This window comes from Novosphingobium sp. AP12 (genome assembly GCF_000281975.1).
Taxonomy (GTDB): domain Bacteria; phylum Pseudomonadota; class Alphaproteobacteria; order Sphingomonadales; family Sphingomonadaceae; genus Novosphingobium.
Genome location: NZ_AKKE01000129.1, coordinates 31,049 through 50,926 on the forward strand (window position 1 = coordinate 31,049; position 19,878 = coordinate 50,926).

Here is a 19,878-nt window from a genome sequence, read left to right on the forward strand (position 1 = left end):
CGAAAACGCGGGCCGCTGCTGGTACAACGGCCCGCGTTCTCAGGGCTTCACAATGAGGCGAGCGCCGTCAGGTGCCGTGAAGCTCGCTCTGCGCGTCAGCCATCTCGCGGTCGAGGTCGGCGAGGATTTCGGCCCGGACGTGCGTGTCGAGAGCCCCGTTGGCGGCGATCGAGGCACGGGCGGCGCGGATCGCGTTCACCGCTGCCTGCTTCGCGGCCTTGGGTTCACCGGTGCATATAACGACGGCCGCCTTGGAGCCTTTGCCTTCGGCCCGCGCTTCGCGGCGCTGATCGGCTGGGCAATCCTCGTCGATGACCATATGCTGCAGGACCACAGTGCCATTCGCGCCGTCCTTACGAGTGATGCGGATGGTCCGGCGCCTGCCGTCGGCCGAGACCGTTTCCTCGACCTTGGGAGCGCGGGCGAGCGCATCAGCGGCCATGCGCTCGGCGTCGGCGGCGCGGCGGCTGGCATCTGCGGCCCGGCGCGATGCATCTGCGGCACGAAGGTCGGCGTCACGCTGGGCTTCCTGCATGCGTTCGTCGGCATCACGGGCCACGGTCTCCTGCATCGGGCCGGCTTCCGGAGCGGGAGGGGCCTGAGGGGCGATCGGCGCCGTGTCTTCACTCTCTTCGGGTGCGTCCGGTGCCTCGGGAGCTTCAGACGCCCCGGGAAGTTCGGCTTCAGCGGCAGGAACCGGCGGCGCCGGCAGCACCGGCGTTTCGGCGTCCGCTGCATCAGCCTCGTCCATCGCAGCATAGCTGACGGTGGCGGTGGCCGGCACGGTGACGATCGCCATCGCGAACAGGCTGCGCGCGAGCAGGCGGCGAGCGGGCGTCACGTCCTTGCGGGCCAGCGCCTTGAGGCGGTGGATGATCGGCTTGTCGCCCGAAAGCGGGCCCGCCATCGGCGCTGCGAGGCCCAGGCGAGTCCCGCCCGCCAGCGAGGCGATGAGCCTGCCGTAGCTCGCCCGTTCGGCCCGGCTGCGCCCGGCCATGACCCGCGCATCGCAGGCCGCTTCCTGATCGCCGCGCACGGCGCGCCAGCCGGCCCATCCGATCGGGTTGAACCAGTGCAGCGCGAACAGCGGCTGCATCGCGATAAGCGCCAGCAGATCGCCGCCCGCGTGGTGCTCCATCTCATGCGCGATGGCGAAGTCGGAGGTTTCGGAATCGACGTCGGCGAGGAAGCCCATCGGCAAGGCAATAACCTTGTCGCGCACCCCGAACGCCAGCGGAGCGTTGATCGCCGGGGTCTCGACGATGCGCACCGTGCCGGAGTGCGCGACGAGGCGCGAGCCTGCCAGCAGGTCGCGGCGCATCCAGCGATAGGTCACGGTGCGCCAGACGAGGAACAGGACGGCCCCGCCCAACCATGCGGCCAGCGCCACGGTGGTCCAGGGCACCTGCTCGAGCAGGCCCGGTTCCAGCGGCAGGGCGGCGGGCAGTTCGGCCGCGGGGATTGCCGTGAAGTCAGCCGCTGCGGTGGCGGAAGCCGCCATCTCGGCCGGCGCTGCGATCTGCGAACCGGCAGCCGCCGCGGTGAGCGGCTCCACGGCGAACTCGATCTTTGGCAGAAGCCCGCGCGGCAGGGCCAGCGGCGGCAGCACCAGGCGGATCATCGGCAACAACCAGAGTGCATAAGCGGCGCCCGGCCCGAACCAGCGGGCCACGGGTCGGCGAAGAACGAGCACCAGCGCCATCAGCGCGCCGGTGGCGAAAAGCGTGTCGGTCAGCCACTCGATCATGACTTGAGCTCCTTGAGAAGGGCCTCGATCTCGACGATGTCATCTTCGGTCAATGCCTCGCTCTGCGCAAGATGCGCGAAGAGCGGCGCCGCACGGCCGCCGAACAGGCGATCGACCAGGCGGCGGCTTTCGGTGCCGACATAATCGGACCGTTCCATGAGCGGGCTGTAGAGGAAGCGCTTGCCGTCGGGCTCGGTCTCGACCGCCTGCTTGACCACGAGGCGCGAGAGCAGGGTCTTCACCGTGGCGAGGCTCCAGCCGCGCGGGCCGCAGACTTCCTCGCAGACCTCCTGTGCGGTGAGCGGGCTGCGCTGCCACAGCGCCTCCATCACCGCATGTTCGGCCCCGGATATTTCCGGCGCGGCCCGATCGGACCCGTCATCGTCAGGATTGACCGACACTCATTCCTCCACCGTCTACACACGTAATCGACTACGTCTGTAAACATGAACGGTGGGTGAATGTCAATTCTCCTCAGGCGGCGGGGCCGGCCTTCTTGAGCGCCTGTGCCAGCAGGATCAGGAACACACCGCGCACGGTCAGGCTGACGGCGACGATCACCGCGAGAAAGGCGAGCCCCGCTGCCGGACCGGCGAAGATGAGGATAAGCCCAAGCACCACGTCGAGCGCGCCGAGGAACAGGCGCCAACCCTTGTCGTGGCGGGCCTTGAGCGCGAAGGAAATCTGCAAAGCCCCCGCGATCACCAGCCACACGCCAATGGCCCAGACCAGCGACAGCGCTCCCGCCACCGGGTCGACGACGGCGAAGATGCCCGCCAGCAGCGCCAGCGCGCCGAGCAGGATTTCGGTCCAGCGCGCGCGGGCGGACAGCGTCGTCCAGCCCGCCGCAATGGCGGCGACACCGTAGACGATGAGCACGACGCCGAGGATCAGCCCGGTCGCAACGCCTGCCACCAGCGGATTGACGAGCACCACCAGCGCCACCAGCAGCAGCAGGATGCCGTAGCCCATGATCCAGCCCCAGGGATTGCCCGGCGCGCGGTTCATCGAGCGCACGAGCGGATCGTGCTCGACGTGCGGCTCGAGCAGCGGGTCCAGTTTGGTGGTTTCCATGGGCGGGTTCCTTGTCGGCGTGGAGGCGTCCTGCCGACAGGAATGCACGGAATGGCACAGGGTTGCGGGATGGCCGTGCGCCACGAAAAAGGGCGGCGCATCTTTCGACGCGCCGCCCTCCTCTCGTATTGCAGGTGCCGAACCGGCGTATCAGTACACGCGGGCCTTGGGCTTGATGTACTGGATGTCGTCGGTGAGCGTGTATTCGTGGACCGGGCGGTAGTCGATGCGGACCTCGCCGCCCTTGCCGCCCCAGCCGTTGAACCAGGCTGCGGTATGCTTCATCCAGTTCGCGTCGTCGCGGTTGGGGAAGTCCTCGTGCGCATGGGCGCCGCGGCTTTCCTTGCGGTTCTGAGCGCCGTGCAGGGTGACGGTCGCCTGCGAGATCAGGTTGTCCAGTTCCATCGTCTCGACGAGGTCGGAGTTCCAGATCAGCCCGCGATCGGTGATGCCCACGTCCTGGAACTTCTCGTAAGTCGCGGCGAGCTTCTGCTTGCCCTCGACCATGAGTTCGTCGGTACGGAACACCGCCGCGTGCAGCGACATGGTGCGCTGCATCTCGGTGCGGATCTCGGCCGTGGGCGTGCCGCCCTTGGCATTGCGGAAGTGGTCGAGTCGCGTGAGCGACAGGTCGGCCGAATCCTTGGGCAGCTCGGCCTGAGCGGCGCCCGGCTTGACCAGGTCGCGCAGGCGGTGACCGGTGGCGCGGCCGAAGACCACGAGGTCGATCAGCGAGTTCGAGCCGAGGCGGTTGGCACCGTGGACCGAGACGCAGGCAGCTTCGCCCACCGCGAACAGGCCGGGGACGACCGTCTCGGGGTTGCCGTCAGGACCGATGGTCATGACTTCGCCGTGGTAGTTCGTCGGAATGCCGCCCATGTTGTAATGGACGGTCGGGACGACCGGCAGCGGCTGGCGGGTCAGGTCGACGCCCGCGAAGATCTTGCCGCTCTCGGTGATGCCCGGCAGACGTTCGCCCAGCACCTTTGGATCGATGTGATCGAGGTGCAGGTAGATGTGGTCCTTGTGCGGGCCGACGCCGCGGCCTTCACGGATTTCCAGCGCCATCGAGCGCGAGACGACGTCGCGGCTGGCGAGGTCCTTGGCCGAGGGAGCGTAACGCTCCATGAAGCGCTCGCCCTCGGAGTTGGTCAGGTAGCCGCCCTCGCCGCGCGCGCCCTCGGTGATGAGGACGCCGGCGCCGTAGATGCCGGTCGGGTGGAACTGCACGAATTCCATGTCCTGCAGCGGCAGGCCGGCGCGCAGCACCATGCCGCCGCCGTCGCCAGTGCAGGTATGGGCCGAAGTGGCGGTGAAGTACGAGCGGCCGTAGCCGCCGGTCGCCAGCACGACGGCCTGCGCGCGGAAGCGGTGGATCGAGCCGTCGTCCATGCACAGCGCGATGACGCCGCGGCAGACGCCGTCTTCCATGATCAGGTCGATGGCGAAGTATTCGATGAAGAAGTCCGACTGGTACTTCAGCGACTGCTGGTACAGCGCGTGCAGCATGGCGTGGCCGGTACGGTCGGCCGCGGCGCAGGTGCGCTGGACCGGCGGGCCTTCACCCATGTTCTGCATGTGGCCGCCGAACGGGCGCTGGTAGATCGTGCCGTCGGCGTTGCGGCTGAAGGGCACGCCGGCGTGCTCCAGCTCGTAGACCGCCTGCGGGGCTTCGCGCACCATGTACTCGATGGCGTCCTGGTCGCCCAGCCAGTCCGAACCCTTGACGGTGTCGAACATGTGCCAGGTCCAGTGGTCCGGCGAGTTGTTCTGCAGCGAGGCGGCGATGCCGCCCTGCGCCGCAACGGTGTGCGAGCGAGTGGGGAAGACCTTGGTGATGCAAGCGGTCTTCAGTCCGGCCTCGGCCGAACCCATCGTGGCGCGCAGGCCCGAGCCGCCCGCTCCGACGACGACGGTGTCGTAGAGGTGGTCGATGATCTTGTAGGCAGGTGCGGACATCAGGCGTGGGCTCCGAGCGCGAGGCGGACGATGCTGAACACGCCGAAGGCGGCGCCGGCGAAAGCGGCGAGGTTCAGCGCGGCGATGCAGGCGAACTTGTTGGCGTGCTCGTGGACGTAGTCCTCGACCAGGACCTGCAAGCCCAGGCGCGCATGCCAGAAGGTGGTGACCACCAGCAGGGCCATGATGGTCGCAGGCACCGGCCGCGAGATCCACTCGACCACGGTGACGTAGCTGTAGTCCGGCAGCAGCACCAGCGAGACCAGCAGGAACAGCACCGTCAGCAGGTTGCCGATGGCGGTGAAGCGCTGCAGCAGCCAGTGGTGGACGACGCCGCCCTTGGCCGAGCCGAGGCCGCGCACGCGGCCGATGGAAGTTCCGTTACCCATGTTTCCGTTCCCTCAGCGAAGCAGCAGGAGCGCCCAGAAGGCAGCTGTGAGCACCACGCCCAGGATCGGGCAGACGATCGACCAGGTCTTGTTGGTGTTCAGCTCGTACCCGGCGCCCGCGTCCATCACGAAGTGGCGCAGGCCGCTCGACATGTGGCTGAAGAACGCCCAGGAAATGCCCACGAGCACGATGTAGCCGATCGGAGTGGTCATCGCCCACTGGAAGGTCGCGTAGGACGCGGGCCCTCCGGCGAGCGCGCCGAGCCACCACAGCAGCACGCCGAGGCCGGCGAAGGCCATGCCGTCTCCGGTGACGCGATGCAGGATCGACACGAACATGTGCGGGCCCCACTTCCAGATCTGGAGGTGCGGCGACAGCGGACGGTTTTTGGTCCCGGCGTTTGCCATGGCTCTCACGAATCCCTTGCCTGCGGCAGCGCAACAACGCCGCCCTCGACCATGCCCCTTAGACAAATTGAGCCTCGGTGCAAGTTCCCTAGGCGTATGAATAGCCTGCCGCGCTGGCCTATCGCACGGGTGAAGCCTAGAGCGGGGGCCATGAGTCGCATCCGCACACTGATCGCGCTGGCCATTGCCGTGGGCGCAACCCCGGTTTTTGCCTCCGTCCCCGCCAGCGCCAAGGCCCCCGCCGTCAGCACGCCGTTGACGCCCGCCAAGTTCGCGGCCGCCTGTGCGCGCCGTGACGGCTGGCTCGATCCGGCGCCGCCTGCCCGCATTTTCGCCAACACCTGGGACGTGGGCACCTGCGGCATCACGGTGATGTTCATCACGAGCGACCAGGGCCATGTCCTCGTCGACGCGGGCGCGATCGGCGCCGCCCCGCTGGTGCTGGCCAACATCCGCCGCGCCGGGTTCGACCCCAAGGACGTGCGTTGGATCGTCGCCACTCACGAGCACCACGACCACGTCGGCGCGCTCGCAGCGCTGCAGCGCGCGACAGGGGCCAAGGTCGCGGCACTCGCTCCACAGAAGGCCGTGCTCGAAACAGGCAAGCCCAATCCCAACGACCCGCAGTTCAACGGCATGAAGCCGATCGAGCCCGTCCGCGTCGACCGCACGCTTGCCGATGGCGACAGCGTGGTCGTCGGCAAGATCGCCCTCACCGCGCATGCGACACCGCTCCACGCGCCGGGGTCGACCAGTTGGACATGGCAGTCCTGCACCACCGGGCTCGAGTGCCAGATGATCGCCTATGCGGACAGTTCCTCGACGATCTCCTCTGACGGCTACCGTTTCAGTGACCATCCCGACCGTATCGCCGGCGTGCGTGCGGGCATCAAGGCGATCAGCGCGCTTCCCTGCGACATCCTGCTAACGCCGCACCCATCAGCCAGTGCCATGATGGAACGGTTTGCGGGCACCAAGCCCCTTGCCGATGCCAGTGCCTGCCGCAACTATGCTGCGGGTGCGCAGGGCAAGTTCGCCGCGCGACTCGCCGAAGAAGCCGGCAGCAAGACCACGGGAATTCGCAAGTGAGCTGGAAAGTCACCGCCTTCGCCCCTCGGCCCGTCATCGAGGGCGCGCTCGTTGCGCACGAGGACGCGCTGGACTGGGACCACGACATCGTCCTCTCCGGCCGGGAGATCGCCGAGGACAAGCCCGAGGACTGGCAGCTTGAAGCCTGGCTGGACCGTAAGCCGACGCGCGGCGACCGGATCGCGATCGCCGCACTTTTCGAAGGCGCCAAGCCGAAGCTCTCCGTCGAGGAACTGGCCGACACCGACTGGCTCGTGGTCAGCCAGCAGGGGCTCGAGCCGATCCGCGCCGGCCGCTTCCACGTCCACACCCCGGATCACCCCGAGGCGAACGAGCCGGGCGTCGTCGATTTCGTGATCCCCGCCAGCCAGGCGTTCGGCACCGGCCAGCACGCCACCACCGCCGGCTGCCTCGCGATGCTGACCCACATGAAGGCGCAGGGCCTCGTCGTGCGCAACTGCGCGGACATCGGCACCGGCACTGGCCTCCTCGCCTTCGCGGCGCTCTCGCTGTGGCCGCGCGCCCTGGCGACCGCGAGCGACATCGACGCGGTCTGCATCGACGTGGTGCAGGACAACGCGCGCGCCAACGGCGTGACGATGGGAGCGGGCCGGGGCGAACTGGTGATGACGGTGGCAGACGGCATGGCCCATCCGGTGCTCGACGCGCGCGGTCCCTACGACCTCATCCTCGCGAACATCCTTGCCGGGCCGCTGGTGTCGCTGGCGCCCGACTTCGGCAAGGCGCTCGTGCCCGGCGGCCACCTGCTGCTTGCCGGTTTGCTGGAGACGCAGGAAGCCTCGGTGCGCGCCGCCTGCCGCAAGGCGGGGCTGCGGCTCGCCGCGCGACTGGTCAACGGCGACTGGTCGATCCTCTGGCTGCGCAAGCGCCGCGGGTAAGCCTCAGGACAGGTAGAGGTCGAGGCCCTGCACGATACGGCATCGTTGCAGCATGGCCTTCTGCGCGTCTCGCGAGATCGGGCGGTCGAACGCAAAGCCGATGCGATCGCTCACCACCCAGCGCACGGTGCCCCGCACCGGCGGATGACCATCGAGGGCGAAGCTGAAGCGTTGCCCTTCGGCGATGTCGTCCTGCTCGACCACGAACTGGCACCCCTCCGAAGAGATGTGCCGCGCCACAACCGAAGCATAGGCGGAATGTTGGCGCTGGGTTTTCACTCCAACCTCGTCCGATTGCCTTAATACTCTCATGACCGAGGGTAATTAACGCAGGTGAAGCATGTGTAAACATGACAGCAACTTTTGATGCGAATTTTTACACAGATTTCACAACAACTTACGCAAACATGCCTAAAATCCCGTTAACTATTCACAGTGGTTTCAAATTAACGATTCTAGGTGATATTCCCTAACCACAGGGGGTTGGCAACCATCATCCGAGGGCCCAACCAATGATTGATACTGAATCCGCCCGTCCAAAGGTGGTAACCGGCCCGCTTGGCGAGCCGTTGAGCAAGGACACGCTTCCGCCTCCCAACACGTCTCGTTGGGTTGTGCGGCGCAAGGCCGAAGTGGTTGCAGCAGTCAATGGCGGACTGCTGACGATCGCCGAGGCGTGCGAGCGTTACGACCTCACGCTGGAGGAACTGGCTTCGTGGCAGCGCTCGATCGAGCGTGAAGGCATGGCTGGTCTTCGTGCAACGCGCGTCCAGCACTACCGCCAGGTTCACGAGCGCAAGGCTCGTAACAGCTAGGTTCGTCGTCCCCGCCCCTCGTGGGGACGACGCCCTGCCCTACCCCGCGTCCTGCACGATCTGCGCCCAGGCGGCCTCGTCGATCACCTCGATCCCGAGTTCTGCGGCCTTCTTGAGCTTCGATCCGGCGCCCGGTCCGGCGACGATCAGGTCTGTCTTGGCCGAGACCGTTCCCGCCGCCTTCGCCCCCAGCCGCTCGGCCTGTGCCTTGGCCTCGTCGCGGCTCATCGTCTCCAGCTTGCCGGTGAAGACCACGGTCTTGCCCGCTACCGCGCTGTCCTTGGTTTCGACCACGTAGGGCGGCGGCGAGACTTCACTCAGCAGGTCGTCCCAGACCGCGCGGTTGTGGTCCTCGTGGAAGAAGTCGCCCAGCGCCTCGACCACCACCGGGCCTACGCCGTCGATCGAGACCAGTTCCGAGTACGCCTCGCTCGCCGCGACCACTGCGTCCTCGCCTTCCTTCACATGCGCCTGCTCGGCCAGCGCGCGCAGTTCCGGCAGCGTGGTGAAGCGCTTGAGCAGATCGCGCGCGGTGACGGCGCCGACGTGGCGGATGCCGAGCCCGAACAGCAGCCGCGCGGCGTCAGGCGAGCGCTTGTTTTCCACCGCTGCCAACAGGTTGTCCACAGACTTGTCCTTCCACCCCTCGAGGCTCAAGATCTCGTCGCGCCGCTTCCGCAGGCGGAAGATGTCGGCCGGACTTTCCAGCCAGCCCTTGGCGAAGAACTCGTCGATGGTCTTCTCGCCCAGCCCCTCGATGTCGAGCGCGGCGCGGCTGACGAAGTGTTTGAGCCGCTCGGTCCGCTGCGCCGGGCAGACAAGCCCGCCGGTGCAGCGCACGTCCACCTCGCCCTCCGCCGCCACCGCTTCGGAGTGGCACTCCGGGCAGTGGTCGGGGAACAGGTAGGGCTCGCGCTCAACCTCGCGGGTGAGATTGTCGACCACCTGCGGGATCACGTCGCCCGCGCGCTGGAGCACCACCCGGTCGCCGGGCCGCACGCCGAGGCGCGCGATCTCGTCGCGGTTGTGGAGCGTGACGTTGGTGACGGTGACGCCGCCCACCAGCACCGGCTTCAAGCGCCCGACCGGCGTCAGCTTCCCGGTGCGGCCGACCTGGATATCGATCGATTCGAGCACGGTCTCGGCGCGCTCGGCGGGGAACTTGTGCGCCAGCGCCCAGCGCGGCGCCTTGGCAACGAAGCCGAGCCGCGCCTGCCAGTCGAGCCGGTCGACCTTGTAGACCACCCCGTCGATCTCGAACGGTAGCGCAGCGCGCCCCTCGCGGGTGGCGCGGTAGGCGGCGAGCATTGCGTCGAGGTTCTCGCAAAGCCGGAACTGCGGCGAGACCGGCAGCCCCCACGATTCGATGCGGCGGACGACCTCGTGCTGGCTTGTCCCCGGAACATGGCTCGCCGCGCCCCAGCCGTGCGCCCAGAAGCGCAAGGGACGTTTCGCGGTGACCGAGGCATCCTTCTGCCGCAGCGAACCGGCGGCCGCATTGCGCGGGTTGGCGAACTGCCGGACGGTCGTGTCGTCGAACGCCTCGCCCTTCGCTTCGGCGGCGGCGCGGGCCTCGTCCATCAGCTGTGCGTTGAGCGCGAGGAAGGCGGCCTTCTCCATGTAGACCTCGCCGCGCACTTCGAAGACCTCGGGGATGTCCTCGCCCTTCAGCTCCTGCACGATGTCCGGGATGTGGGCGACGTTGGGCGTGACGTCCTCGCCGACCTGCCCGTCGCCGCGCGTGGCGGCGCGCACCAGCCTGCCCTTCTCGTAACGCAGCGAGCACGAGAGGCCGTCGATCTTGTCCTCCGCCGTCAGCAGCACCGGCTCGTCGGCGGTCAGCGACAGGAAGCGGCGCACGCGAGTGACGAATTCGGCCACTTCCTCGTCGGTGAAGGCGTTGTCGAGGCTCATCATGCGAACCTCATGCGGCACCTTGCCCAGCGGCGAGGCGGCGATCTCGTGACCGACCTTGTTGCTGGGGCTGTCCGGCCGCATGAGATGCGGGAATGCGGCCTCCAGCGCGGCATTGCGGCGCACCAGCGCGTCGTACTCGGCGTCGGTGATCTCCGGCGCGTCCTCGGCATGGTACTTGCGGTTCGCCCGGTTGATCTGCCGCGCCAGGCGCATCAGCTCATTGGCGGCTTCGGGTTCGGTGGGGAAGGAATCGACGGTCATAAGGCAAGCTATGCAACAACTCGCAGCGACGGGGTAGGCCTCCCACGTCGTCCCCGACTGGATCGGGGGCCGATGTCAAATCTTCAGGCGCCGCCTCGCCGTGGGTCCGCGCGACCTGACCAGCGGTCCCGCATCAGGTCCGGGACGACGTGGGAATCAATCCGAAGGACTGGGTACACTCGCGATGCCGAACGGTGAAGCGCTGTGGCTCCATCCCCTGTGTCACGTAGCCGACTCTGCAATGTGCCAAAGTCCCGTCAGGGTAGCGAATGTCGATACGCCCACTCGCGTCCGAGCCGTTCCACTTGCCCCAGTAGGCTCCATCCACGTTGTGTAACAGCGCAGCCGATTTACCGTTCAAAATGAGAGTTCCGCCCTCGATCTTTTCGTCGACGTCCACCGCGAACATGGGGGGCTGTGAACACCCTCCCAACACTGCGAACAAGATGACGGCTGCACGTCTTCTTGCCATCAAACCCTCACCAGCAACCTGTCCGCCTGAGCCCTGGCCTCATCCGTAACTTCGGCGCCGGAGAGCATGCGGGCGATCTCTTCCTTGCGTTCGGCGGCGGTGAGCGGGGTGACGGACGTGCGCGTCACCGTGCCCTGGCTCGACTTGGCGATCATGTAGTGCCGGTCCCCGCGCGCGGCGACCTGCGGGGAGTGGGTGACCGCCAGCAACTGCCCGCCGGACGCCAGTCGCGCCAGCCGTTCGCCGATGGCGTCCGCCACCGCGCCGCCGACACCGCGGTCGATCTCGTCGAAGATCACCGTCGCCGCGCCGCCCTCTTCCGCCAGTGCGACCTTGAGCGCGAGGATGAAGCGCGAGAGTTCGCCGCCGCTGGCGATCTTGGCGAGCGGAGCGAAGTCGGCGCCGGGGTTGGTGCTGATCAGGAATTCGACCGCGTCCATGCCGTGCGCGCCCCAGCGCTCCTCGACCTGGCGGATCACCGAGGTCTGGAAGCGCGCGGCGTCGAGCTTGAGCGGCGCGAGTTCGGCGGCCACCGCCGCGTCGAGGCGCTTCGCGGCGGCGCGGCGCAGGTCGTGCAGCGCGCCGGCCTTTTCGCGGTAGACCAGGGCGGCCTTCTGCGCGGCCTGTTCCAGCGCGGCGATGTGTTCGTTCCCGCCCTCGATCGCGTCGAGCGCAGCGCGCATCTCGATCATTTTTGCGGGCAGGTCGTCTGGCTGGCAGGAGTGCTTGCGGCCGGCGGCGCGCAGTTCGAACAGGCGGGTCTCGATGCGGTCGAGTTCGTCGGGGTCGAACGCCAGAGCGTCGGCGGCGCGGTTCAGCGCGTCCTCGGCCTCGCTCGCCTCGATCACCGCGCGGTCTAGCGCGGCGGCGGCTTCGGCCAGGAGTTCGTGTTCGCCCGCGATGTGGTCGAGCCGCCGCGAACCACCGCGCATTCGGGCCAGCGCCGAGTCGGAGCCCGTCCACAGGTGCTGGAGCGCGGCAAGGTCGTCTGCCAGCTTCTCGCCCTTCTGCATCTGTGCGCGGGCGGATGCGAGTTCGTCTTCCTCACCCGCCTCGGGCGCGATGGTGGTGAGTTCGGCGAGGTGCGCGAGCAGCAGATCCTGGTCCTCGGCCGCGCGATCGACCTGGGCGCGGGCGTTATCGAGCGCGTCACGCGCGGCGCGCCAGTCCTTCCACGCCGCCTCGACGCCTGCCACTTCGCCGCCTGCGAACCGGTCAAGCAGGGCGCGGTGGCCGCGCGCGTTGACGAGCCCGCGGTCATCGTGCTGGCCGTGGATCTCGACCAGCGCGGGCGCGATCTCGCGCAGCAGGGCAACGCCAACGGGCTGGTCGTTGAGGAAGGCCTTGGAGCCGCCGTCTGCCTTGAGCTGGCGCTTGAGGATCAGCGGCTCACCGGGTTCGAGTTCGAGACCGGCATCGTCGATCACGGCCAGCACCTGCGGCGGCAGCGCGGCAAAGTCGAAGCTGGCGGTGACGCCCGCCCTCGCCTCCCCGGCGCGGACGAGGCCGCTGTCCGCCCGGTTGCCGAGCACGAGGCCCAGCGCGTCGAGCAGGATCGACTTGCCCGCGCCCGTCTCGCCCGTGAGGACGCCGAGACCGCGTGCGAAATCCAGATCGAGGGCCTCGATCAGGACGATGTTGCGAATAGAGAGCCGGCTCAACATGTTCGCGAAGCGTTCTAGCCGATGGAAAGCCGCGCGTCACCCCGCTTCGCGCGTGCGGCGCTGCGGTTCAGCAGGTTTGCTTCATGACAGTCCGCCGGCCAGGAAATGCAACCCGAACACGATCCAGACCACCACGAATATGCCCACTATCGCGATGAGTTCCGGCTTCAAGTCGGGAAATGCCGGGTGCCGGTTCCGCCCCTTGCCACGGTCAAGGTCGGGACCGGACGTAAAATCGTGCTTCATATCCATCGCGCAAAAAAGCCCTTCACCCCTGAAGAACCCAAGCCGGCAGCCGGTACGTCGTCCGGCTGCCGTCATTGGTTTCCACCGCGTTAGCGAAACAGGGTTAAGGCTTTTCCGTAATATGAAGAAATTACTAAATTTTCATTCTGCAATCGATTTAGCCACCTAAACCGATCACCGTCCGTCGCATCAGAAGTTCGAGCTGATCGTGAAGCCCCAGGTGCGCGGATCGCCGGGAAGCCCTGCGATCAGGCCGGTGTTGCCGGGGCCGACGAAGAGCTGTTCGAAGTAGTTCTCGTCGAAGGCGTTGCGGACCCAGCCGTAGACGTTGAAGCCCTCGTCGGTGCGGAAGCCGGCACGGAAGTTGTGCAGGCTGTACCCGTCGACCCAGGTGTAGGCGGAAGGGCTGGGGTTGGACGAGAAGTTCGAGCGGACGCTGCCGTCATAGCCGATGTACGCCTCGCCATCCTTGCCGAGCAGCGAGACCGGGGTATTGGCCTCGGCGCCGAACGAGAACGACCACTTCGAGACGCCGGGCAGGCGCTGGCCGGAGATGTCGCAGTTGGCCGGGCTGAGCGCGCCGGGAACGCCGGGCGCTCCGGGGGTCTGCGTACCGGTGACGATGGTGCCGCCGGACAGTTCGGGCGGGCACGGCGCATCGACGAACTTCTTGTAGGTGGCGTCGGTGTAGGCGCCGTTGACGTAGGCGTTGAACCGCTCGCTCGGGCGGACCGAGAAGTCCGCTTCCACGCCCTGCGAACGCACTTCACCCGCATTCGCGAGGTAGCCGCGCAGCACGCCGTACTGGCCGTTGTTCACGTTGGCCTGGTAGTTGGTGATGTCGGAGCGGAAGATCGAGAGGTTGAAGGTCGCGCGGCGATCCCAGAACTGGGTCTTGATGCCTGCTTCGTAGTGGTGGACCGATTCCGGCTTTACCGTCGCGGAGGCGAGGATCGGGTTGTTCTGCGCATCGACCGGAACGCCGTTCTGGTTGATGCCGCCCGACTTGAAGCTCTTGGCATAAGTCGCATAGAGCAGGACGTCCGGCGCAACCTTGTAGCTCGCGGTGAAGTCGTAGCTGAAGTTCCAGTCGCTGAACTTGGGCGAGATTTCCTGCGGCGTGTAGATCGCGAGCTGCGCGGTTTCACGGGCGGTGTAGCTGCCATCGAGGATCAGCTCGGTGCCCTGGCCGTTGAAGACGCGGCGCTGGTAGAAGCCGTCCTTCTTGTCGTAGTTCAGGCGCACGCCCGGCTGCAGGGTCAGTTCGGGGGTCACGTGCCAGCTCAGCTGGCCGAACAGCGCGGCGCTGGTGTTCTTGAGGTACTGCGTGTTGTAGGCGACGAGGCCGTTGAGCACCGAGGGATCGTTCGACAGCGCATTGGACGGCGCGATGCTCCAGCGGCTGGCGGCGGCGCCCTGCGCCTCGGTGCCCTGCGTATCGATGCGCTGGTAGAAGCCGAAGGCGCCGACCACGAAGTCGATCTTGTCGCTGCTGTAGTTGTAGCGCAGTTCCTGGGTGTACTGGTCCTGCTGCGAGGGGTTCTGTGACAGGGCGACGATCGGCAGGCCGGTGAAGTCGCGGTCGTTCGAAGGGTCCCAGTCCCAGAAACGCCAGGCCGTGACCGAGGTCAGCGTGCCCTCGCCCAGTTCCCACTTCACGCGCAGCGAAGCGCCGCCGATCTTGTTCTTGGCCTTGAGCGGCGTGTCGAGATCGGTCAGGCGGTCGAACGGATTGGTGCTCGGCGGGGCGTAGTTCTGCGCAGCCGCCAGCGCGGCGAACTGGCGGTTGAGCGCGCGCTGGGTCAGGCCCGTGCGCACGTAGACCGAGCCGCAGCAGTCCGCGTCCTGGTTGCTGAAATCGCCCGCAAGCGTCACGTCGATCGTGTCGGTGGGCTTCCACAGCAGCTGGCCGCGGAGGCCCAGGTTGTCCTGGCTCTGGATGTGCTGGTCGGTGACGACGTTGTAGATGGTGCCCTTGCGGCTGGTCGACGAGACGGCGAGGCGCGCCGCCAGCGTCTCGGACAGCGGGCCGGAGATCGCGGCCTTGGCCTGCTTGAAGTTGTAGTTGCCGACCGAGACCTCGGCCTTGCCCTCGAAATCGAAGGTCGGCTGGTTGGTGGTGATGTTGATCGCGCCGGCGGTGGTGTTCTTGCCGTAGAGCGTGCCCTGGGGGCCGCGCAGCACTTCGACCTGCGCCACGTCGAGGAAGTCGAACGTCGCCGACGCCACGCGCGAATTGTAGACATCGTCGACGTAGATGCCGACGCCCTGCTCGATGCCGTCGTTGGTCAGGCCGAACGGAACGCCCAGGCCGCGGATGTTGACGGCGGTGTTGCGCGGGTTCGACGAGTAGTATTGCAGCGTCGGCGTCAGCTGCTGGAGGCGGCCGACGTTGAAGGAACCTGTGGAATCGATGTGGTCCCCGCCCACGACCGAAATCGCCAGCGGCACTTCCTGGCTCGATTCGTTGCGGCGGCGCGCGGTCACGACGATGTCGCTGCCGCGATCATGCGCCCCGGTGCCGACCGAAGTGGAGGACTGGTCGTCGTCCGCGGCTGCGGCAGGAGCGGCCGCAGCTTCCTCGGCATGAGCCGCGGGCAGTCCGGTGACCGCCGAGGCGAGCATGGTGGTGGCAAGGAGAGTGCGGCGGACGAACGATTGCATGGGATTCAAATCCTCGTGTCACGAAAATTGAATGCATCCGGTGATCCGGGCTGCACCTGCTGATGAACCTGCCCCCCTGGCAGGAATGGCTTGGACACGCCTCACCGCTTCGTGGACGAATGCAGTACGCGAAGACGCTTGGAATTCTGTTGTCTGGAGAAATATGCGGGCTGTGCCGGCCTGACCCAGCGTTGTGCCCCGGCTCAGCCTTGCCGCGCCGTTACCGCCCTCATATGAACTCCTCTTGGCTGTTGCCGCCTCTTGTTGAGCATCCCTAATCTCAACTGATTTAGTGGACAATAGACTTTGGCTATCAGGCGATAAAGCGAAACTCCTTCGCGACGAATGACCATCGTCTGGGCGAAGGGGATTCCGGCATCGGCGATCGGGGCGGCCCGATGGACAACGGTCTTCGTCATGTGGGTCCGGCTTTCGCCGGAATGACGGATAAAGGGGCGGGAGGCGCTCCCAAAGCGACTACCCGGCCATTGTGGCTCTGGCCTGCCGTTCCCTCGTCGAAACGGTTTCCCGGGAGTCCCCTCTGCCTGCGCCCGGTGCGAACCCGACGATTCAGGCGAAGCGACCGATCCTTGGAACACCCCCAGCCGGCCGGGCTGTACCTGCCGTTACCCGGCCATTCGCACGTGATGACAGGACAAGACCGCCTAGCGCCTCCCGGCAAGGACGCCCGGCGCCGACCCGAAGTTCCTTCGATTCATCTCTCCCGGCGTTGGGCGCGCAATCGCCAGAGGGTATTTCGGTATGTCCGCGATCTTCCCCGTCGGGGAGGTTTCACTCAGGCGGCGACGTTTTCCGGAGCGTGGCGGTTCATCAGCTTGTACGCGCGGGCATACCATTCGCTGCCGGGATAGTTGCGCTCGAGCACGGCGGCGGCCTTCTGCGCCTCTTCCGGCACGCCCAGCGAGAGATAACCCTCGACCAGGCGGAACAGCGCCTCGGGAGTGTGGCTGGTGGTCTGGAAGTTGTCGACCACGTTGCGGAAGCGCAGCGTCGCGGCGAGCCACTTGCCGCTGCTCTCGTAGGAGCGGCCGATGGTCATTTCCTTGCCGGCGAGGTGGTCGTTCACGAGGTCGATCTTGAGCTTGGCGTCGGACGCGTAGGGCGTGCCGGGGTAGCGACGCATCACGTCGGTCAGCGCCTGCTTCGCCTGCTCGGTGGTGCGCTGGTCGCGCGTCACGTCGCTGATCTGCTCGTAGTAGCAGATCGAGATCAGGTAGTACGCGTAAGGCGCGTCCTTGTTGCCCGGGTGGATCGACAGGAAGCGCTGCGCCGACTGGATTGCCTTGTTGTAATCGCGCGCGGCATAGTAGCTGAACGCGCTCATCAGCTGGGCCCGGCGGGCCCAGGGCGAATAGGGGTGCTGGCGCTCAACCTCGTCGAACAGCGCGGCGGCCTGCTTGGTGCGGCCCGTTTCCAGACGCTCCTGCGCGGCGGCATAAAGCGTGTCGACGTCGCGCGCGACATAGGCGGTGTCGCGATTCTTGCCCCCGCGACCCCCACAGCCGGCGGTCAGCACGATCGCGCCTGCGGCGGCGACAAGGAGGGCGGTCTTCAGGCGCGAGCGTTCGAACATGGGTGGGTCTATAGACAGCGCTTCGATGAACGCCAAGTGAAGTTGCGCCAGATTTCAGGGGCTATCCGCAGGCACCCTCATTTCCGACACTTCCGCGGTTCCATCAAGACACGCCGTGCCTTAGGGTCGATGAATGGCAGGCAGCAGCGATCTCTATTCTCCCGTGATGTCCGACGCCCTGGTGATCCTGGGCGCGGCGGGCATCGTCATCCCGGTGTTCAACCGCTTCCGCATCACCCCCGTCATTGGCTTCATCCTCGTCGGCCTGCTGGTGGGTCCGTTCGGCCTTGGCCGGCACGTCTTCGACCTGCCATGGCTGTCGTACCTCACCATTACCGATCCCGACGGGCTGGAGGTCTTCGCCGAGTTCGGGATCATCCTGCTGCTGTTCTCGATCGGGCTGGAGCTGTCGTTCGGGCGCCTGTGGCAGATGCGGCGCATGGTGTTCGGGCTGGGATCGCTGGAACTGCTGGTGATCGGCGGCTCGCTGACCTTCATCCTCGCCGCCATCGGGCAGAGCTTCGCCGGTGCCATGGCGCTGGGCCTGGCCCTCGCCCTGTCCTCGACCGCGCTGGTCCTCAAGATCACCGAGACGACCACCCCGGTCGGCCGCGCCGCGCTCGCCATGCTGCTGTTCGAGGATATCGCACTGGTGCCGATCATCTTCCTGCTCGGTGCGCTCGCCCCTCATGCGGGCAGCGACGGGGTGGGCGAATTGCTGCACACGCTGCTGTGGGGCACCGTCGCGATCGGCGGCCTGCTGATCCTCGGCCGCTACCTGCTGCCCCCCCTCTTCGCCCAGGCCGCCCGGACCAAAAGCCCCGAGCTGTTCCTCGCCGCCAGCCTGCTGGTGGTGATCCTCGCTTCGCTGGCGACGGCGGCGGCGGGCCTGTCGCCCATCGTCGGCGCGCTGGTCGCAGGCCTGCTCATCGCCGAGACCGAATACCACGCCGAGGTCGAGGAGATCATCGAGCCGTTCAAGGGCCTCGCGCTCGGCGTCTTCCTAATCACCATCGGCATGAGCATCGACCTTGCCGTGGTGTGGGAGAACCTCGGATCGATCCTGATCGCGACGGTGGTGGTGATCGTCCTCAAGGCCGTGGTGACCGGCCTCATGCTGCGCGTCATGGGCGCCCGGCGCGGCACCGCGACCGAGACCGGCATCCTCATGTCGAGCCCGTCCGAGACCACGCTGATCGTGCTGACGGCGGCCACCTCGGCGCAGCTGATCCAGCCGGGCACCGCGCAGTTCTGGCAGATCGTGACCGCGCTCGGCCTGACGATCACGCCGCTCCTCGCGCTCGGCGGCAAGATCATGGGCCGCCGGGTCGAGAGCGCCGACGTGCCGCATCAGCCGGCGGACGACGAGAGCAAGCCGCGCACCCTGATCGTCGGCTTCGGCCGCGTCGGCCACCTCGTCGCGGACATGCTGGCGCGTCACGGCCGCCCCTACCTCGCGGTCGACAGCAACACCGACCTCGTCGCCGACGGACGCCGGCGCGGCTACACCGTCGCCTTCGGGGACGCCGCGCGCGGCGACGCCCTGCTGCGCCTCGGCGCAGGCGAGGCCGCCGCGATCATCCTCACCATGGACGAGCCGGTCGCCGCCCAGCGCATCGTGCGCAAGCTGCGGCTGCAGTTCCCCGACCTCCCCATCCTCGCCCGCGCCCGCGACGCCGACCACGCCGCCCAGCTCTACCGCGCAGGCGCCAGCTACGCGGTGCCCGAGACGCTCGAAAGCTCGCTCCAGCTCAGCGAGGCGGCGCTGGTGGAAACCGGCGTGGCGGTCGGCCCGGTGATCGCCTCCATCCACGAGAAGCGCGACGAATTCCGCGAGATGATCATGGAGCGCGGCGGACTGTCGGAAAAGCCGACGCTGAAGTCGGGGCAGCTGGCGGAGTGACAGTGGTGAAAGGCTCTACATGGCAGCTAGCGCCCCGTTGCGGACATAGCTTGTCACGGGCATATCGCCTGAATGCTGCCGCGTTTTCTCGATTGGTTTAGCCGAAAGGCAAAGTCGCGCACCGCGTTGGATGTGCTGGAAGCTGGTCGTGGTGCCGAGCCTGCGGATCGTGATCTATCGCGCGTCGTGCCGATCATACTGCCTCTGGAATTGCTGCGTGCGGCATGGCCCGGTCCAATCGTCCAGATTGGTGATCTTCCTTTCTGCGCGGCTTGGGCAACATGCGGCGAAATGAACAGCTTCTTCTACGTAACTGAGCGTGAGGCGCAGTTTTGGGGCGATGCCGGTATTGATTGGCGAGCAGAGGCACTCGAAAATCTCTCAAGAATGTCGGCGAACCGCCCGGCTTCTGGTGAGAAGCTAGACGATGACGGCGTACCGTTCTTGAAGGTCATGCTACACGACGATGCCATCGGCCCATCACGTCTCCTTCTCCCGCATTTGTTCGAAGATTCCCTCGGCGCGGACTATGAAGTGGCAATACCAGAGCAGACATGTGCCATCGCCTACCGGAGAGACTTGTCACCCAGTCAAGCAGCCGACGTGAACGCTATGATCAACGGATGCTATGAGCATGGCACCGAACCAATGAGCCCGGAAGGATTCGAAGCACGTCGCTTCTGGCAGTTTGCTGAAGGATCAACTTCTCGATGAGCGGCGGCAATCCTTCGAGTTGATCCGAAAGCGGCCTGTCTGCTTTCCATCTGTGGACGCCCC

17 protein-coding genes are annotated in these 19,878 nt (G+C 66.8%); 5 read left to right on the forward strand and 12 right to left on the reverse strand.

Annotation, left to right across the window (positions count from 1 at the left end; all coding sequences use genetic code 11):
- Positions 1 to 67 precede the first annotated feature (67 nt).
- The 6 genes from PMI02_RS18895 to sdhC form a co-directional block, all read right to left on the reverse strand.
- Complete coding sequence (locus tag PMI02_RS18895; protein ID WP_007685812.1) at positions 68 to 1,747, reverse strand: M56 family metallopeptidase; 1,680 nt, start codon at positions 1,745 to 1,747, stop codon at positions 68 to 70.
- Positions 1,744 to 2,148 carry a BlaI/MecI/CopY family transcriptional regulator gene (locus PMI02_RS18900; RefSeq protein ID WP_007685815.1) on the reverse strand — a complete coding sequence of 135 codons (405 nt, stop codon included), beginning with the start codon at positions 2,146 to 2,148 and terminating at the stop codon, positions 1,744 to 1,746. The genes PMI02_RS18895 and PMI02_RS18900 overlap by 4 nt, the downstream gene beginning before the upstream one ends.
- 73 nt (positions 2,149 to 2,221) lie before the next feature.
- Positions 2,222 to 2,821: an HdeD family acid-resistance protein gene (locus PMI02_RS18905; RefSeq protein WP_007685817.1), complete on the reverse strand. Its 600-nt coding sequence runs from the start codon at positions 2,819 to 2,821 to the stop codon at positions 2,222 to 2,224.
- A 150-nt stretch (positions 2,822 to 2,971) separates the two neighbouring features.
- Positions 2,972 to 4,780, reverse strand: a complete 1,809-nt coding sequence (sdhA, locus tag PMI02_RS18910) for a succinate dehydrogenase flavoprotein subunit (RefSeq protein ID WP_007685819.1) — start codon at positions 4,778 to 4,780, stop codon at positions 2,972 to 2,974.
- Positions 4,780 to 5,169, reverse strand: coding sequence for a succinate dehydrogenase, hydrophobic membrane anchor protein (gene sdhD, locus PMI02_RS18915; protein WP_007685821.1), 390 nt, complete (start codon positions 5,167 to 5,169; stop codon positions 4,780 to 4,782). The genes sdhA and sdhD overlap by 1 nt, the downstream gene beginning before the upstream one ends.
- 12 nt (positions 5,170 to 5,181) lie before the next feature.
- Complete coding sequence (gene sdhC, locus PMI02_RS18920; protein WP_007685823.1) at positions 5,182 to 5,577, reverse strand: succinate dehydrogenase, cytochrome b556 subunit; 396 nt, start codon at positions 5,575 to 5,577, stop codon at positions 5,182 to 5,184.
- A 150-nt stretch (positions 5,578 to 5,727) separates the two neighbouring features.
- On the opposite strand from sdhC, the gene bla reads away from it, so the two are divergent.
- Positions 5,728 to 6,666 (forward strand): subclass B3 metallo-beta-lactamase, encoded by a 939-nt coding sequence (gene bla, locus PMI02_RS18925; RefSeq protein WP_007685826.1) that lies wholly within the window; start codon positions 5,728 to 5,730, stop codon positions 6,664 to 6,666.
- Entirely contained in the window at positions 6,663 to 7,565 is a 903-nt protein-coding gene (locus PMI02_RS18930) for a 50S ribosomal protein L11 methyltransferase (RefSeq protein ID WP_007685828.1), read from the forward strand. Before bla ends, PMI02_RS18930 begins: the two co-directional genes overlap by 4 nt.
- Positions 7,566 to 7,568: 3 nt before the next feature.
- Here PMI02_RS18930 and PMI02_RS18935 read toward each other — a convergent pair whose 3' ends face one another.
- Complete coding sequence (locus PMI02_RS18935) at positions 7,569 to 7,844, reverse strand: PilZ domain-containing protein (RefSeq protein ID WP_007685830.1); 276 nt, start codon at positions 7,842 to 7,844, stop codon at positions 7,569 to 7,571.
- A 233-nt stretch (positions 7,845 to 8,077) separates the two neighbouring features.
- On the opposite strand from PMI02_RS18935, the gene PMI02_RS18940 reads away from it, so the two are divergent.
- A complete protein-coding gene (locus PMI02_RS18940) occupies positions 8,078 to 8,380 on the forward strand; it encodes a DUF1153 domain-containing protein (RefSeq protein WP_007685832.1) in 303 nt (100 codons plus the stop codon).
- 39 nt (positions 8,381 to 8,419) lie between these two features.
- Here the strand turns inward: PMI02_RS18940 and ligA are convergent, their stop codons facing one another.
- The 5 genes from ligA to PMI02_RS18970 all read right to left on the reverse strand — a co-directional run bounded on the left by ligA (position 8,420) and on the right by PMI02_RS18970 (position 17,198).
- Complete coding sequence (gene ligA / locus PMI02_RS18945) at positions 8,420 to 10,558, reverse strand: NAD-dependent DNA ligase LigA (protein WP_007685834.1); 2,139 nt, start codon at positions 10,556 to 10,558, stop codon at positions 8,420 to 8,422.
- Between the two features lie 471 nt (positions 10,559 to 11,029).
- A complete protein-coding gene (gene recN, locus PMI02_RS18955) occupies positions 11,030 to 12,694 on the reverse strand; it encodes a DNA repair protein RecN (protein ID WP_007685836.1) in 1,665 nt (554 codons plus the stop codon).
- 81 nt (positions 12,695 to 12,775) lie between these two features.
- Positions 12,776 to 13,015 (reverse strand): hypothetical protein, encoded by a 240-nt coding sequence (locus PMI02_RS18960; protein WP_007685837.1) that lies wholly within the window; start codon positions 13,013 to 13,015, stop codon positions 12,776 to 12,778.
- Positions 13,016 to 13,129: 114 nt separating this feature from the next.
- Positions 13,130 to 15,604, reverse strand: a complete 2,475-nt coding sequence (locus PMI02_RS18965; RefSeq protein WP_007685840.1) for a TonB-dependent receptor — start codon at positions 15,602 to 15,604, stop codon at positions 13,130 to 13,132.
- 796 nt (positions 15,605 to 16,400) lie between these two features.
- Positions 16,401 to 17,198: an outer membrane protein assembly factor BamD gene (locus PMI02_RS18970; RefSeq protein ID WP_007685841.1), complete on the reverse strand. Its 798-nt coding sequence runs from the start codon at positions 17,196 to 17,198 to the stop codon at positions 16,401 to 16,403.
- A gap of 133 nt (positions 17,199 to 17,331) precedes the next feature.
- Here PMI02_RS18970 and PMI02_RS18975 point away from each other — a divergent pair, with 133 nt between their 5' ends.
- On the forward strand, positions 17,332 to 19,101 hold the full coding sequence (locus PMI02_RS18975) for a cation:proton antiporter (protein ID WP_007685842.1): 1,770 nt from the start codon (positions 17,332 to 17,334) through the stop codon (positions 19,099 to 19,101).
- A gap of 72 nt (positions 19,102 to 19,173) precedes the next feature.
- The gene (locus tag PMI02_RS27305; RefSeq protein WP_007685843.1) at positions 19,174 to 19,815 is read left to right on the forward strand and encodes a hypothetical protein; all 642 of its coding nucleotides are present in this window, start codon (positions 19,174 to 19,176) and stop codon (positions 19,813 to 19,815) included.
- Positions 19,816 to 19,878: the final 63 nt, after the last annotated feature.